Annotated in this window: 15 protein-coding genes; 10 read left to right on the forward strand and 5 right to left on the reverse strand. The window is 73.9% G+C overall.

What is annotated here, in order from left to right:
* Window positions 1-15: 15 nt before the first annotated feature.
* Window positions 16-753 carry an NTP transferase domain-containing protein gene (locus ACFXGA_RS15695; RefSeq protein WP_378088317.1) on the reverse strand — a complete coding sequence of 246 codons (738 nt, stop codon included), beginning with the start codon at window positions 751-753 and terminating at the stop codon, window positions 16-18.
* 80 nt (window positions 754-833) lie between these two features.
* Window positions 834-2,165 (reverse strand): helix-turn-helix domain-containing protein, encoded by a 1,332-nt coding sequence (locus ACFXGA_RS15700; protein ID WP_378088319.1) that lies wholly within the window; start codon window positions 2,163-2,165, stop codon window positions 834-836.
* 161 nt (window positions 2,166-2,326) lie between these two features.
* Between ACFXGA_RS15700 and ACFXGA_RS15705 the strand changes: the two genes are divergently transcribed.
* The gene (locus ACFXGA_RS15705; protein ID WP_378088321.1) at window positions 2,327-3,358 is read left to right on the forward strand and encodes a methyltransferase; all 1,032 of its coding nucleotides are present in this window, start codon (window positions 2,327-2,329) and stop codon (window positions 3,356-3,358) included.
* A gap of 275 nt (window positions 3,359-3,633) precedes the next feature.
* Here the strand turns inward: ACFXGA_RS15705 and ACFXGA_RS15710 are convergent, their stop codons facing one another.
* Complete coding sequence (locus ACFXGA_RS15710) at window positions 3,634-4,863, reverse strand: cytochrome P450 (protein WP_378088323.1); 1,230 nt, start codon at window positions 4,861-4,863, stop codon at window positions 3,634-3,636.
* A gap of 410 nt (window positions 4,864-5,273) precedes the next feature.
* Between ACFXGA_RS15710 and ACFXGA_RS15715 the strand changes: the two genes are divergently transcribed.
* The 7 genes from ACFXGA_RS15715 to ACFXGA_RS15745 all read left to right on the forward strand — a co-directional run bounded on the left by ACFXGA_RS15715 (window position 5,274) and on the right by ACFXGA_RS15745 (window position 12,171).
* On the forward strand, window positions 5,274-5,492 hold the full coding sequence (locus ACFXGA_RS15715; protein WP_378088325.1) for a hypothetical protein: 219 nt from the start codon (window positions 5,274-5,276) through the stop codon (window positions 5,490-5,492).
* A 95-nt stretch (window positions 5,493-5,587) separates the two neighbouring features.
* Window positions 5,588-6,457, forward strand: a complete 870-nt coding sequence (locus ACFXGA_RS15720; protein ID WP_378088327.1) for an EamA family transporter — start codon at window positions 5,588-5,590, stop codon at window positions 6,455-6,457.
* A gap of 70 nt (window positions 6,458-6,527) precedes the next feature.
* Complete coding sequence (locus ACFXGA_RS15725; protein WP_378088329.1) at window positions 6,528-7,526, forward strand: NAD-dependent epimerase/dehydratase family protein; 999 nt, start codon at window positions 6,528-6,530, stop codon at window positions 7,524-7,526.
* Between the two features lie 76 nt (window positions 7,527-7,602).
* On the forward strand, window positions 7,603-8,907 hold the full coding sequence (locus ACFXGA_RS15730) for a glycosyltransferase family 4 protein (protein ID WP_378088331.1): 1,305 nt from the start codon (window positions 7,603-7,605) through the stop codon (window positions 8,905-8,907).
* A gap of 17 nt (window positions 8,908-8,924) precedes the next feature.
* Window positions 8,925-10,121 (forward strand): hypothetical protein, encoded by a 1,197-nt coding sequence (locus ACFXGA_RS15735; protein ID WP_378088333.1) that lies wholly within the window; start codon window positions 8,925-8,927, stop codon window positions 10,119-10,121.
* Window positions 10,118-11,338, forward strand: a complete 1,221-nt coding sequence (locus ACFXGA_RS15740) for an aminotransferase class V-fold PLP-dependent enzyme (RefSeq protein ID WP_378088335.1) — start codon at window positions 10,118-10,120, stop codon at window positions 11,336-11,338. The genes ACFXGA_RS15735 and ACFXGA_RS15740 overlap by 4 nt, the downstream gene beginning before the upstream one ends.
* 5 nt (window positions 11,339-11,343) lie before the next feature.
* Window positions 11,344-12,171: a class I SAM-dependent methyltransferase gene (locus ACFXGA_RS15745; RefSeq protein ID WP_378088336.1), complete on the forward strand. Its 828-nt coding sequence runs from the start codon at window positions 11,344-11,346 to the stop codon at window positions 12,169-12,171.
* A 55-nt stretch (window positions 12,172-12,226) separates the two neighbouring features.
* On the opposite strand, the gene ACFXGA_RS15750 is transcribed toward ACFXGA_RS15745, so the two are convergent.
* The gene (locus tag ACFXGA_RS15750; protein WP_378088338.1) at window positions 12,227-12,508 is read right to left on the reverse strand and encodes a zf-TFIIB domain-containing protein; all 282 of its coding nucleotides are present in this window, start codon (window positions 12,506-12,508) and stop codon (window positions 12,227-12,229) included.
* A gap of 39 nt (window positions 12,509-12,547) precedes the next feature.
* Window positions 12,548-13,417: a phosphotransferase family protein gene (locus ACFXGA_RS15755; protein ID WP_378088340.1), complete on the reverse strand. Its 870-nt coding sequence runs from the start codon at window positions 13,415-13,417 to the stop codon at window positions 12,548-12,550.
* A gap of 410 nt (window positions 13,418-13,827) precedes the next feature.
* On the opposite strand from ACFXGA_RS15755, the gene rpsL reads away from it, so the two are divergent.
* Both rpsL and rpsG read left to right on the forward strand, forming a co-directional pair.
* Entirely contained in the window at window positions 13,828-14,202 is a 375-nt protein-coding gene (gene rpsL / locus ACFXGA_RS15760; RefSeq protein ID WP_030473471.1) for a 30S ribosomal protein S12, read from the forward strand.
* Complete coding sequence (gene rpsG, locus ACFXGA_RS15765) at window positions 14,202-14,672, forward strand: 30S ribosomal protein S7 (protein ID WP_189224137.1); 471 nt, start codon at window positions 14,202-14,204, stop codon at window positions 14,670-14,672. The genes rpsL and rpsG overlap by 1 nt, the downstream gene beginning before the upstream one ends.
* Window positions 14,673-14,750: the final 78 nt, after the last annotated feature.

The raw sequence follows: 14,750 nt of genomic DNA on the forward strand, positions 1-14,750 counted from the left end.
GGCCGCCCGGACCGGTCAGCGGGCTCGCGCGCGGTCCAGCCGGTCCACCACGGCGGCGCCCGCGACCAGGTCGGTCGGCGTGTCGAACGGGTGCCAGGGGCCCGCGGACCGCACGGCGGTGACCGGCATCAGCCGTTGCCGCACGAGTTCCGCCAGCGCCTCGCCCACGCCCGGCCGCCGGTCGCGGCCCGCCTCCCGCAGGTGCCGCAGCACCGCCCACGCGGCGGGCGTGGTCTTCACCAGCCTCAGCCACCGGCCCCGGCCGGGGTGGGCGGTGTGGCCCATCCAGGTCACGTACCGCCCGCCGAGGTCCAGCCGGACGGGGTCGGCGGTGCGGCCGGGTCTCGGCAGGGGCGCGTAGACGACGGCCAGGGGACCGGGGGCCGCGCACAGCCGGCGGATGGTCTCGGGTGAGACCACCACGTTGCCGAAGTGCACCACGACCGGCGCGCGGCGCAGCCAGTCGTCGGCCACGGCCAGCGAGTCGAGCGACGTGGTGTCCGCCCAGAGAGGGTTCTCGAACAGGGTCAGGTCGGTGCCGTGGAAGCCGTCGGTGCGCCAGCCGGCGACGGCGGCGATCCGCCACACGCCCGCGCGGCGCAGCGCGTCCTTCTGCCTGCGGATGAGGGTGTCGCCGCCGACTTCGACCAGGCTCACCGGGCGGTCCGCCGTGGCCGGTCCCAACGCGGCGCTGCGCCCCGCGGTGAGGATCACCGCACGGGGAGGGGTGGGAACATGGGTCGTTTGCCGCATGGGAACAACCCTGCTCACCGCCGCGCCGCGTGGGCAGTGTTGACCGGTTGACTGTTCCGGTAAACGCCTGCGGCCGGGGGTCAGCAGCTGGTGGGCAGCCGGTCCAGGGCCGACCACCGGTCGAGCCGGGCCAGCGCCGCGGCCACGCGGGCGTGCTCGTCCTCCTCGGCCACCCGCTCGACCGCGAACAGCCGCAGCAGCTCGTGCAGGCGGAACCGGTCGCCGCCCAGGTGCTCCAGCATGTGCGCGGAGACCAGGGAGTTCAGCAACTGCTGGGTCCGCTCGTAGGGCATCGCGGACGCGACCGCGACCGCCGCGGTGGTGATCTCCTCGGGCGGCAGCGCGCCGACCAGCCTCAGCGCCCGGCGCTCGTCGGCGGACAGGCGGCGGTAGGACCACGAGAACACCGTGCGCACGGCCACCTCGTCGTCCAGGCTGAGCATGTCGAGCCTGCTGCTCTCCTCGGTCAGGTCGGCCACCAGGTCGCGCACCGACCGCAGCGGGTTGGTGAGCAGGTGCTCGGCGGCGATGCGCAGCGCGAGCGGCAGGTGTCCGCACCGCCGCACCAGCTCCATCGGCGCGGCCTGGTCCTCGGCCAGCCGCGCCTCCCCGAGCGCGTCGCGCAGCAGGTCCACCGACTCGGCGTCGGTCAGCCGGCCCACGTCCAGCCGGCCGCCGTGGGTGCGCAGCGTCAGTCCCGGCAGCGCGCGCCGGCTGGTGACCACCGCGAAGCACGACCCGGAGCCGGGCAGCAGCGGCCGCACCTGTTCGGAGTCGGCCGCGTTGTCGAGCACCAGGAGCACCTGCCGGTCGGCGAGCAGCGACCGCAGCAGCGCGGCGCGGCGGTCGAGGTCGAGCCCGGCCACGTCCGCCGACGACGAGCCGAGGGCGAGCAGCAGCTCCTCCAGCGCGTCCTCGGGCGGGGTCGGGGAGCGGTGCGGGGAGAAGCCGCGCAGGTCCACGAACAGCTGGCCGTCGGGGAACCGGGGCGACACGTCGTGCGCCCAGCGCAGGGCCAGCGCGGTCTTGCCGACCCCCGGCGCGCCCTCGATCACCGCGACCCGGGACGCGCCGCGGAGCTGCGGCTTGGTCAGCATCGCGTCGAGCGCGGCCAGGTGCTCGCCCCGGCCGATGAACCCGGCGATGGCCGCCGGCAGCTCGGCGGGCCTGGGGCGGCTGTTGCCGGCCAGGGCGAGCAGCGTGCCGTGGGCCTCCAGCAGCTCGTCGCAGCGCCGGGCGAACTCCGGCGACGGCGGCGTGCCGTTCTTGATCTTGCTGAGCCAGCCGGGGGTGTAGCCGGCCAGGTCCGCGAACTTGCGCCAGGACAGGCCCCGGCGGACCAGGTGCCGTTCCAGCTCGGCGGCGAACGGCGTGCGCCCACGCCTGTCCCCGGCTTCCCCCACGACGTCCACCCCCCTGCACCCCCAGGTAACCAGATCATTACGCGGAGTAAAAGAGGTGTGCTCATCTCCGGCCTGGGCGATGTCCCTCGTTCGGTGGCGGCGATCGGCGTTCGCCCGCGATTACGTTCGGGAGCGAGGTGTTCCGCGATGGTGGGGGAGTTGGTCTCGGGATGAGCGACGACGCGGAGGCGGTGGCCGAGGTCGCGGCGATGTCCACGCTGTTCACGCCGTGGGTCGTGCGGTTGGCCGTCACCTACCGGCTGCCGGATCTGGTCGCCGGGGGCTGCGCCGGGGTCGCCGAGCTGGCCGCGCGGTCGGGCACCGACCCGGACGCGCTGCGCCGCGTGCTGCGGCACCTGGTGGACCTGGGGCTGTTCACCCGGGAGGGGCCGGACCGGGTGGGGCTGACCGCGCGCGGGCGCGTGCTGTGCGGGGACCACCCGGCCCAGCTGGCGCGGTTCCTCGACCAGGCGAACCCCTGGGCCGAGCGGACCGACCGCGCCGTGCCGGGCCTGCTGGAGTCGGTGCGCACGGGCGCGAGCGCGTGGCCGTCGGTGTTCGGCCGCCCGTTCTGGGACGACCTGGCCGCCGACGCCGAGTTCGCCAAGGCGTTCGACGAGGTCATGGCCGTGCACGCGGCCGTCTTCGGGCCGGCGGTGGCGCGGCGGTGGGACTGGTCGGGGGTGACGAGGCTGGTCGACGTCGGCGGCGGCACCGGCCTGGTGCTCGCCGAGGTGCTGCGCCACCACCCGCACCTGCGCGGGGTGCTGGTGGACCTGCCGGGCACCGCCGCGCGGGCGCGGGCCGCGCTCGACGCCTCGGGCGTGGGCGACCGGGCCGAGGTGGTGGGCGGCAGCTTCTTCGACCCGCTGCCGCCGGGCGGGGACGCCTACCTGCTGTCCAACATCATCCACGACTGGGCCGACGCCGACGGCGAGCGCATCCTGCGGCGCTGCGCCGAGGCCGCGGGACCGGGCGGCGTGGTGCTGCTGGCCGAGCGCGTGATCGACGGCGGGGGCGACCGGGCCGCGCGGGCGGCGGTCAGCCGGCGGGACATGGCGATGCTGCTGCTGATGGGCGCGCGGGAGCGGGACGAGGCGGAGTTCCGGGCGCTGGGCGCGGCGGCCGGCCTCCGCCTGACCACCACGGTGCCGCTGCTGCCCGAGCAGGGCGTGCACCTGCTGGCCTTCACCGCCGACTGAGCCCACCCGCCCGGCTCTGCCGGCCCTGTCGGTCTTCCGGCCGCCCGGCTCGCCGGTAGTCCGGCCCTGCCGGCCCGCCGGCCGCCCGGCCCTGCCGGATAGCCGGTCGCCGCGCCCAGCCGCCCGCCGGGCTCGCCCACCTGTCGGTGCGCCGGTTCATCCGCCTGTCGGTGCGCCGGACTGATCCGCCTGTCGGTGCGCCGGACTCGGCCCGCCCACCGGTCGGCTTGGCTGAGCCCGCCCGCGGGTCGGCCCGGCCCTCGCGTGCCCGCCGCTCAGCGCGGCCGTCGGTGGTCGGCCCACACCGGGCGGATCGGCAGGCGGCGCAGGCCGATCGCCTGGCGGGGGTCGACGAACTCGACGCCGTCGCCGAGCCGGAAGTCGCGCCACGCGGCGAGCAGCTCCTCCAGCGCCACCCGCTGCTCCAGCCGCGCCAGGGGCGCGCCGATGCAGAAGTGGATGCCGCGGCCCAGGGCGAGGTGCTGGTTCGGGCTGCGGTCCGGGCGGAACCGGTCGGCGTCGGGGAAGCGGCGTTCGTCGAGGTTGGCGGAGGCGACCCACACCAGCACCACGTCGCCCTCCGGGATCAGGAACCCGCCCAGCTCGGCGTCCCGGGTGGCGCGGCGCGCGGTGGCGGGCAGTTGGCCGCGCAGGCGCAGCACCTCCTCCACGGCCGCCGGGATGGCGGCCGGCTCGGCGCGCAGCGCGGCGGCCGCGTCGGGCCGCGTGGCCAGCAGGTGCACGGCGTTGCCCAGCACCATCGTGGTGGTGATGTGCCCGGCGACGAGCAGGAAGCCGCAGACGCCCAGCACCTCCTCGTCGGCCAGGCGCTGTCCCCCGTCCTCGGCCAGCACCAGCCCGCTGATCAGGTCGTCACCGGGGCGACGCCGCCGTTCGGCGATCACGTCGAGGAAGTAGGCGTTCATCTCGCCGATCAGCGGCTCGACCGACAGCAGCATCTCCTCGGTCGGCACGATGACCGGGTCGTCGCCGCGGCCCTGGTAGAACAACGCGTCCGCCCACCGGCGGAACCGCTCGCGGTCGGTCAGCGGCACGCGCATCAGCTCCGCGATCACGGCCAGCGGCAGGGGGTAGGCCAGCGCGTCGATCAGCTCGACCTCCCGTTCGCCGCGCGCCGCGTCGAGCAGGTCGCGGGTGATGCGCCGGACCACCGGCTCCAGTTCCGCCACCACCCTCGGGGTGAACGCCTTGCTCACCAGGCCGCGCAGCCTGCGGTGGTCGGGAGGGTCGAAGCCGTTGAACGCGCCGCGCGCCACGATCGCGAACTGCTCGGGCTGGCGCACCAGGGAGCGCAGGTCCGAAGACCAGGTCTCGTGGTCGGTGAGCACGGTTACGGCGTCGGCGTAGCGGAACACGTGCCAGTGGCCCAGCGCCCGGTCACGCCGCACCGGCGCGTGGTCGCGCATGTGCGCCCACCACGCCGTGAGCGCCTCGTACCCCGTGGGCTGGTCGGCCAGGTCGAGGCCGGGAACGGTGTCGGGCACCGCGGACTCCTCTCCGAGGGCGGCACGGGAAATCGGATGAATTCACGGCGGTCGCCGCCGGTATTTCCCGATCTAACGCGAAATCGGTGGCCACTCGGCAATCCGCCGCCCGGGTGATGCGCGGCCCAGGGTCGGTCAATAGCCCGTACGGGGGTTCTTCCGCGCTGGTAGAATTACGAATCAGCCCGGTTCCGCAATCACTCCGTCGGACTATTGAGGGCTCTCCGCGATGAGGGGTAAAAAGCAAAAGGGCGTACTTTGCGGGCCGCCTGCCGGTCGAGCCGCACAGCGCCCGGAGCGGCTCCAATCCGCGACTGCGCCGCATTTTCGGCCGACGTGTCACCGGGCGTGTTCCACCTCGGCACGTCGCATTTTTCAGGTGTTTCACGTCGAAGCGCGAGGAGAGAACAGTGGAAACGACCTGGCTGTCGGACCGCACCGAGTGGCTCGCGGTCCGCACCGAGTGGATGTCGGACCGGACGGAGTGGTTGGCCACCCGGACGGAGTGGATGTCGGACCGGACCGAGTGGCTGGCCGCCCGGACCGAGTGGATGTCGGACCGCACGGAGTGGCCGGCCCCGCGGGCCGGCGCGACGGCGGGCGCCTACGAGCTGGTCGCCGTCCGGTGATCCGCTGCGCCGGGGTGGTCACCCGCCGCCCCGGCGCCACATCCCCGCCGCGGGGTCGTCCGCGCCGGTGGTGATCGAGAACCGGAGGCACTGCGTTGGTTCCCCTGGGGGTTCTGCTGGTGGCCGTCGCGGCGGTCGCGCACGCGAGCTGGAACGTGTGCGCGAAGCGCGTCCCGGACGGCGGCGCCGGTTTCGTGTGGCTCTACAAGGTCGTCGGCAGCCTGCTGGTGCTGCCCATCGGCGTGGTGGCGCTGGCCGGGCAGGGCGGCGTCGACCTCGGGCGCGCGCTGCTGGTGACCGCGGTCGGCGCGCTCTTCCAGCTCGCCTACTACGTCCTGCTCCAGCTCGGCTACGGCAAGTCCGACCTGTCGGTGATCTACCCGCTGTCCAGCGGGATGGCGCCGCTGTTCTCGGTGACGGCGGCGGTGCTGCTGCTGGGCGAGCGGCCCGGACCGCTCGGCCTGGCCGGCGTGGCGGTGGTGGTGGCCGGCGTGGTGATCATCAGCGCCTACCGCTCCACCGGCGACTCCACGCGCACGGCGAAGGTCTACGGCGTCGTGTTCGGCGCCCTGATCGGCATGGCCAACGCGGCGGCGACGCTGTGGGACAAGCAGGCCGTCGACCACCTGGACATCTCGCCGTTCCTCTTCTACTGGGGCGTTTCGGTGTTCGAGGTGCTCCTGCTCGCGCCGGTGGCGCTGCGCGACCGGGCGCGGCTGCGCGGGCTGTGGGCGCACCACCGGCGTGAGGTGCTGCTGGTCGGCGTCCTGGCGCCCACCGCCTACGTGATCGTGCTGTTCGCCCTGCGGCTGGCGCCGGTCAGCGTGATCGCGCCGGCCAAGGAGTTGAGCGTCGTCATGGCGCTGCTCGGCGCCTGGCTGTTCTTGAAGGAGAAAGAACTCGTCCGCCGGTTCGTCGGCGCCCTCGTGGTGACCGGCGGGGTGCTGCTGCTCACCTACGCCTGAATATCGGCGGCCGGACCGAAATTTGTCCCAGCTGTTCCTGTCGGTTTCCGCTCACGTACACGGGAGAATCATGTCCGCGAAGCATGTCCTGGTTACCGGTGGCGCCGGTTTCATCGGTCGGAACATGATCAGGAGGATGGTGCAGGACGGGTACGAGATCACCTCGCTCGACAACTACAAGATCGGTGGCAAGGATTTTCTCCCGGCGGACGTCCAGCAATCGGTGAACTGGCTGGAGGGCGACTCCCGCGACTACCGGTTGGTGGCCGAGGCGGTCAAGGGCAAGGACGCCGTCATCCACCTCGCCGCGCCGTCGTCGTTCCTGATGTACGAGGAGGACCCGGTCGACGGCGCCCACGTCACCACCCACGGCTTCCTCAACGTCCTGGAGGCGGTGCGCCGCAACGACGTGGAGAAGCTGGTCTACGCCAGCACCAGCGCCGTCTACGAGGGCAACCCGGTGCCCTACGTCGAGGGCATGGAGATCAACCCGCCGGACCTCAAGGCGCTGTCGAAGAAGTGGAACGAGGAGGCCGCGCGCCAGTACTCGGAGCGGTACGGCATCAAGGCGATCGGCCTGCGGCCGTTCAGCGTGTACGGGCACGACGAGTTCAGCAAGGGCGGCTACGCCAACGTCATCTCGCTGTTCGCCTGGGCCGCGCTCAACGGCGTGCGCCCGGTGGTGTGGGGCGACGGCAGCCAGACCCGCGACTTCATCTACGTCGAGGACGCGGGCTACGCCTTCCAGGTCGCCCTGGAGAAGGACCTGGAGACCCAGGAGTTCAACGTCGGCACGGGGGTCGAGACGACCTTCACCGAGGCGCTGGCCCTGGTCGGCGCGGAGCTGGGCGTGGAGCTGGAGCCGGAGTACGTGCCGGTGCCCATCGCCATCTACGCCGAGCGGCTGCTGGCCGACACCACCAGGGCCCGCGAGGTCCTGGGCTTCGAGCACCGCATCGACGTCCGCGAGGGCGTGCGGCGGGTCGTGGAGGCCGGTCGGGAGGCCCGGCGGCGGTGGCCCGACCTCGGCTCCAAGCAGAGGTACTTCGAGACCCTGCCCCGGGTCTGACCCCGCCGGCCGCGCCCGCGCCGCCGGGGGGCGCGGCCGACCCCCGCACCCCCACCGCAACCCACCAGGAGCGCGTGTGACCACAGTGCTGGCGCTGACCGACGCACCGGACGACGTGGAGAGGTTCTGCGCGAACGGCGAGAAGGTCCTGCTGTTCCGCATCGCGCAGCTGCCCACCGAGCAGCACGACTTCGCCTTCTTCGAACGGCAGTACCGGGCGCTCACCGAGCAGTGCGACCTGTCGCGGGTCGACCTGGTGGTCGCCGAGTACGTCGACTCCCTGCCGCTGCTCTACTTCATGCGCCGGGACGGCTACCACTGCCCGGCGCTGATGATCCCGCACACCAACCCCTACCCGCTGAACATCCTGTTCTACTTCCTGCTCGTCGCGGCGCACCCGCACCCCGGCGACCTGGTGATCTGCGGGTCCACCAACGCCGCGAACGCCTACCGCCGGCTGACCGGCATCCCGGCCCGCAACACCTGCACGTTCGGCATCCGGAACGTCTACCGCCGGCGCGACCGCGCGGCGAGCCGCGCCGCGCTCGGCCTGCCCGCGGACCGGCGCGTCCTGCTCTACACGGGCCGCTTCATGAATGACAAGGGCCTCGGGGCGCTGATCGAGGCGTACCACCTGGTGCGCCGGGAGCGGCCGGAGGCGCTGCTCGTGATGTCCGTGACGCACGTCGACCCGCCCTACTACAACCGGCTCGCGCCCCGGCTGACCGACGCGGTGCTGTTCCAGCGCCTCGACCGCGCCGCCACCGTCGACCTCTACAACGCGGCCGACCTCTACTGGTCCGGCGCCACGAGCATCTTCGAGACCTACGGCAAGGCGCCGCTGGAGGCCCTGGCGTGCGGGGTGCCGGTGGTGGTGCCCCGGTGGGACGGCTTCCCCTACTTCATCGGGTCGCACAACGGCGCGCTCGCCGAGGTCGAGCCGGTCGAGGCGGGCGTCAGCCCCTACGACTTCGCGCGGGTCCGCGCCGACGACCTGGCCGCGAAGTGCCTGGAGGTGCTGGACCGGACCGACGGGCCGGAGATCGCGCTGCCCGCGTGGGGGACCTACGACCACACCATGGGGGTCCTGGCCGACCTCGTCGGCGAGCTGGCCGCGACCGGCCGCACGCGCACCGCCCCCGACCCGGACCGCCCGCTGCCCGTCGACCGCCTGCCCGCGTCCGTGCGCGCGGTGCTCGACCACCACGGGCTGCGCACCACCCGCGACGTCGTGGTCGACGCGCAACGGCAGGGCCTCGTGGACCGCCGCTCGCCGGGCGACCCCGTCCTGCTGCGCCGGCTGCACGACGACGTCTTCGGGCCGATGGCCGCCGACCCGGCCACCGTCGCCGCGGAAGCACCGCGATTCGTCACCACGTGACAAGGAGGCAGAGCACCATGCCGATCGAACCCGACAGCTCGACGTGCCGCCGCTGCGGGATGCCGCTGGCCTACGACCGCTACGTCGCGGAGGTGGAGGGCGACCCGGTCTCGCCGGACCCGCGGCTGTGCGCGCACTGCGCCGGGGTCGCCGCGCCCTCGACCGAGCCGGCCCGCGCGGTGGACGAGGACCGCACCGACCAGCTCGACCTGCTGCTGCGCGTGTACCGGGAGAGCACCGCCTGGCCCCGGGACGCCGCGGCCGTCACCCGGGAGCTGGGCGTGCCCGCGGACGCCGCGCCCGCCGCGCTGCTGGAGAGCGTGCCGCAGCGCCGACCGGGGTCCCGCCACGACGCGGTCGTGCTGTTCAGCGGCGGCAAGGACTCCAGCTGGATGCTCGCCCAGCTCGCCCGGCGCGACGACCTGCGCGTGGTGGCCTGGATGCTCGACCAGGGCTACCAGTCGCCCGCGGCGGTGCGCAACGCCGAGTCGCTGTGCGACAAGCTCGGGGTGGAGCTGGTCATCGCCCGCCCCGAGCAGAACCCGATGAACACGCTGTTCCGCCTCGGCTTCTCGGTGCACGAGGAGGAGGACCCGCACCTGCTGCGCGCGGTGATGTCGTACGGCCCGGCGTGCTGGCCCTGCTTCTCCACGATCGTGGCGCAGTCCTCGGTGTTCTGCCATGAGAACGACGTCCCGCTGTGCTTCATCGGCACGCAGAAGGGCCAGAACCGCACCAACATGCGCGGCAAGCCCTACGTGCCCGGCGGCGCGCTGCCGCCGCTGGACGCCGCGGTCGAGGACATGGTCTCCCTGCTGCGCGCCCACGCCCAGGCCAAGGCGCCCGAGGCGGCCGGGCTGCTGCGCACGTTCCGCACCCGCACGGTGATGGTGCCGTTCTACGAGTTCGTGCCCAAGCCGCCACTGGAGCGCAAGATCGCCGACCTGGAGGCGCTGGGCTGGACCGTGCCGCGCAACACCGGGTCGTGCAGCACCAACTGCATGATGAACGAGCTGGGCTACCGGATCATGCGCAACCAGTACGGCTTCGACATCTACCAGATCGCCGAGGCCCACGAGCGCCGCCTGATGCCCGACCCGACCCCGGCCCCGGTCGCGGTGCTGGACGAGGACGCCATCCGGCGCGGCGCGCGGATGATCGAGCTGACGCCGGTGGAGCGCCTGAAGTGGGGCGTGGACGGTGAGCGGGCGTGACGTCCTGGGACGGGGTGCGCGCCGAGTTCCGGCTCGACCCCGACTACGCGCACCTGTCGATGTCGTTGGTCTCCTCGCACCCGCGGCCGGTGCGGGAGGCGATCGAGCGGCACCGCGCGGGCCTGGACGCCAACCCGGCGCTGTACTTCCACCGCCGTGACGAGCTGGTGCGCGAGGTGCTCGACCGCGCGGGCGCCTACGTGGGCGCGGACCCCGGCTCGATCGCGCTCACCGACAGCACCACCACCGGCCTCGCCGTCGTGCTCACCGGCTTCCGGCTCCGGCCGGGGGAGGAGGTGCTCAGCACCGCGCACGAGCACTACGCGGCTTCGGAGCTGATCCGGTTCAAGGTGGCCGCCTCCGGGGCGCGCCACCGGGTGCTGCGGCTCTACCGGGACCCGCGGCGGGTCACCGAGGAGGAGGTCGTCGCCAACCTGCGGGCCGGCATCTCCGACGAGACCCGCCTGCTGGTGCTCACCTGGGTGCACTCGGGCACCGGGGTGAAGCTGCCGCTGGCCCGGCTGGGCGAGGTGGTGGCCGAGGTCAACCGGGGCCGCGCGGCGGGCCGCGAGGTGCTGGTCTGCGTGGACGGGGTGCACGGCTTCGGCGTCGAGGACTTCCGGGTCGGCGACCTGGGCTGCGACTTCTTCGCCGCCGGCTGCCACAAGTGGCTGTTCGGCCCGCGCGGCACGGGCCTGCTGTGGGGCAGCCCGCGCGGCTGGGCCGCGGTCGACCCGATCAGCCCCTCGTTCGACGTCGAGGTGTTCTGGCCCTGGTACCTGGGCTCGACGCCGGACGGCGTGGCGCCGCCGGGCCGGTTCCACACCCCCGGCGGGTTCCCCGCCTTCGAGCACCGGTGGGCGCTGGCCGAGGCGTTCGGGTTCCACGCCGGCATCGGCCGGGCCGCGGTCGCCGCGCGGACCCACGAGCTGACCGCCCGCTGCCTGCGCGGCCTGTCGGAACTGCCGGGCGTGACCGTGCGCACCCCGGCCGACCCCGCGCTGTCGGCGGGGATGGTCTGCTTCGACGTGGCCGGGGCGCCGCCGGACCAGGTGGTCGAACGGCTCCTCGACGCCCGCGTGGTGGCCGGGCAGACCCCCTACCGCGACAGCGCGGTCCGCTTCGCGCCCAGCGTGGTGAACACGCCCGAGGACGTCGACCGGGGCGTCGCCGCGCTGGCCGCCCTCGTGCCCGCCCTCGCCGGCACCCGGAGGTGATGGACTTGTCCGACGCGCGATCGGTCCTGCGCGCCGCGTTCGACGCGCTCGCCGGGGCCTACGACCCGGCCGAGGTCGACTACTTCCGCCCGGTGGGCCGCCGCGTGGTGGAGCTGGCGGGCGTCGGGGCGGGCGAGCGGGTGCTCGACGTGGGGTGCGGGCGCGGGGCCGCGCTGTTCCCCGCGGCCGAGGCGGTGGGCGAGCGGGGGCGGGCGGTCGGCATCGACCTGTCCGGCGCCATGGTCGCCGCCACGGCGGACGAGGCGCGCTCGCGCGGGCTGCGGCAGGTGGAGGTGCGGCGGATGGACGGCCAGGAGCCGGACTTCCCGCCCGGGTCCTTCGACGCGGTGATCGGCAGCATGAGCGTGCACATGCTGCCCGACACCGGCGCGGCGTTCGCCCGGTTCCACGAGCTGCTGGCGCCGGGCGGTCGGCTGTGCGTGTCCGCACCGACCACGGTGCTGGTCCCGCAGCCGCGGGTGTTCGGCCTCGCGTCCATCGCCCGGTGGGTGCGGCGCTACGAGTCGGGGACCCGGGTCTACCCGCAGTCCGACGCGTTCGGCGGCGCGGAGCGGGTGGAGGCGGACCTGAGGGCCGCCGGGTTCCGGTCGGTCGACGTGCGGGACGAGCCGCTGACGCTCACCGCGCCGTCCGGGCGGGCGCTGGTCGCCTGGACCTGGACGCACGGCATGAGGCTGTTCTGGGAGCGGGTGCCCGCCGAGCGGCGGGCCGAGGTGGCGGCCGACATCGAGGCCGAGGCCGAGCGGTACCGCGACCCGGCGACCGGTCGGCTGGCGATCCCCACGCCGGTGCGCTACGTGACCGCCCGCTGACCCGCTCACGGCCGCGGCGGCGGCCCCGGACCACCGGGACCGCCGCCGCGCGAGGTCAGGACGAGAAGAACAGCCCGCCCAGACCGCGGTGCTTGCGGTGGCCGTAGTGGCCGCCGCCGTAGCCCCAGGCGGGCGGGGGCGGCTGCTGGACGTAGTGCACCTGCGGCGCGGGAGCGGCCGGCGGCGGGGGCGGGGGAGCCATCTGCTGCTCCAACCGGGTGATGGCCTCCAGCTCGCCGTAGTCGAGGAAGACACCGCGGCAGCCGTCGCACTGCTCGATGTGCACACCCATCCGGTCGAACGTGCGCATGTTCCCGTGACACTTGGGGCACTGCATCGTGTGAGCCCTCCTGCTCTTTGCGCGATGTGCCCGATATTAGCCACGTCGAATGGGTGCGTGGGTGGCCACGATGCGCGCACACGCGTCCAACAACGCCTCCTGCGCGTCCGCCAACGCCGAGCCGTCACGCTCCGCAGCGGACAGGGCACGTGCCGCCATCTGCACCACCAGCGCCCGCGCCGGCGCCTCCAGCGCCGACCACGGGTCGTCCCGCGGCACGCCCGTGCCGCCCGCGTCGAGGTACGCCCCGAGCAGCCGGCCCCACGCCACCGGGTCGAGCACGCCCGCCAGGTGCAGCGCGGCCGGGCGCGCCAGGTCCCACGCCGGGTCGCCCGCGCCCAGGTCGTCCACGTCGATCAGCCGGTAGCCGCCGTCCCGCCGCACGAGCTGGCCCAGGTGCCAGTCGCCGTGGATCAGCACCGAGCCCGCCGGCGGGTCCGGCAGCGTCGCGAACGCCCGCCGCACCACGTCGGCCGCCGGCGTGTCGAGGGTCAGTTCCCGCACCGCGCGCCGCATCCGCGGCCACGCGCCCGCCGCGGGCACGGGCGGCGCGAAGTCGGCGGCGGTGAACCGGTGCAGCTCCGCCAGCGCCCGCCCGGCGGCCTCCAGCGGGAGGTCCTCCGGCTCGCCCTGCGGCACCGGCGTCCCCACCGGCCACCCGGTCACCAGGCGACCCGCCACCACCTCCGGTCCCAGCAGCGGCGGCAGCAGGAGGCCGCCCAGCCGCGGGTCGGCGGCCAGCCGCAGCCGCCCGGCCAGCCCGGCGGGGTCCGTCCCGCGCTCGTGGGCCTTGAGCACCACGTCGCCGACCCGGACCACCACCACGTCGCCGCGCACCGCGAGCACGTCGGGCGCGGCGGCGGGGTCCACGAGCGCGGCCATGCCCGCGACCAGGTCGGAGTTCACCCGTTCAGTGTGCCGGGTGCGCCGGCATGCCGAACCGGGCCGTCCCCCGGCCCTGACCTGCGCGGAGTCCGGCCCGCCACCACCCGGTCGGGGAACGCGCGGGAGGGGTGGGGCGTTGGACCGTGGACGGGCGCCCCGGGCGGGCGGCATCCGTTTTGACCCCTGGGAACCGACCGGGGTATCTTTGGTACTCGTGCCCGACCCATGTCGGGCCGCTCCGCGTGCCTACGCGCCAGTGGTGCTGGAAAGCCGGCCGCGGTGACCTCCACGCGTAGGGGCATCCTGGGATGTTGCCTGCGGACCTGGGAGTGAAGGGCGCGACACGCCCGACCTCGGGTGCAGAGAGGGACCAAGTAAACAGGGCTCGTCGCCCACGCGGCGGGCACGTAAAGGGAAGAAGCAGCCGGCGTATGCCAACGATCCAGCAGCTGGTCCGCAAGGGCCGGCAGGACAAGGTCGCCAAGCAGAAGACCGCGGCGCTCAAGGGCAGCCCGCAGCGGCGCGGTGTGTGCACCCGCGTCTACACGACCACGCCCAAGAAGCCGAACTCGGCGCTGCGCAAGGTGGCCCGCGTGAAGCTCACGAGCGGCATCGAGGTCACGGCTTACATCCCCGGTGAGGGCCACAACCTCCAGGAGCACTCGATGGTGCTCGTGCGCGGCGGTCGTGTGAAGGACCTCCCCGGTGTCCGCTACAAGATCATCCGCGGTTCCCTCGACACGCAGGGCGTGAAGAACCGCAAGCAGGCTCGCAGCCGGTACGGCGCGAAGAAGGAGAAGAGCTGATGCCCCGCAAGGGACCGGCCCCGAAGCGGCCGCTGATCTCCGACCCGGTCTACAGCTCTCCGCTGGTGACCCAGCTCATCAACAAGGTGCTGGTCGACGGCAAGCGCTCCGTGGCCGAGCGGATCGTGTACGGCGCCCTCGAAGGCGCCCGCGAGAAGACCGGCACGGACCCGGTCGTCACGCTCAAGCGCGCGCTGGACAACGTCAAGCCCGCCCTCGAGGTGAAGTCCCGCCGCGTCGGTGGCGCCACCTACCAGGTGCCGGTCGAGGTGAAGCCGGGCCGCTCGACCACGCTCGCGCTGCGCTGGCTGATCACCTTCTCCCGGCAGCGCCGCGAGAAGACCATGGTCGAGCGCCTGATGAACGAGCTGCTCGACGCGAGCAACGGCCTCGGCGCGAGCGTCAAGCGCCGCGAGGACACGCACAAGATGGCCGAGTCGAACAAGGCCTTCGCCCACTACCGCTGGTGATGTGACGCCCCGCCGGTTCCCCGAGGACCGGTGGGGCTCTCCCAGCCCTAGTGAGCCTGCTACCAGCTAGCTCAAGAC

The organism is Actinosynnema sp. NPDC059335, from assembly GCF_042752395.1.
In the GTDB taxonomy this organism is placed as follows: Bacteria; Actinomycetota; Actinomycetes; order Mycobacteriales; family Pseudonocardiaceae; genus Actinosynnema.

Bases quoted from the DNA above. Each gene is read 5' to 3' on its own strand.
- ACFXGA_RS15695 (WP_378088317.1), bottom strand. From the start codon at position 753: ATGCGGCAAACGACCCATGTTCCCACCCCTCCCCGTGCGGTGATCCTC.
- ACFXGA_RS15705 (WP_378088321.1), top strand. From the start codon at position 2,327: ATGAGCGACGACGCGGAGGCGGTGGCCGAGGTCGCGGCGATGTCCACG.
- ACFXGA_RS15725 (WP_378088329.1), top strand. From the start codon at position 6,528: ATGTCCGCGAAGCATGTCCTGGTTACCGGTGGCGCCGGTTTCATCGGT.
- ACFXGA_RS15735 (WP_378088333.1), top strand. From the start codon at position 8,925: ATGCCGATCGAACCCGACAGCTCGACGTGCCGCCGCTGCGGGATGCCG.
- ACFXGA_RS15750 (WP_378088338.1), bottom strand. From the start codon at position 12,508: ATGCAGTGCCCCAAGTGTCACGGGAACATGCGCACGTTCGACCGGATG.
- rpsL (WP_030473471.1), top strand. From the start codon at position 13,828: ATGCCAACGATCCAGCAGCTGGTCCGCAAGGGCCGGCAGGACAAGGTC.
- rpsG (WP_189224137.1), top strand. From the start codon at position 14,202: ATGCCCCGCAAGGGACCGGCCCCGAAGCGGCCGCTGATCTCCGACCCG.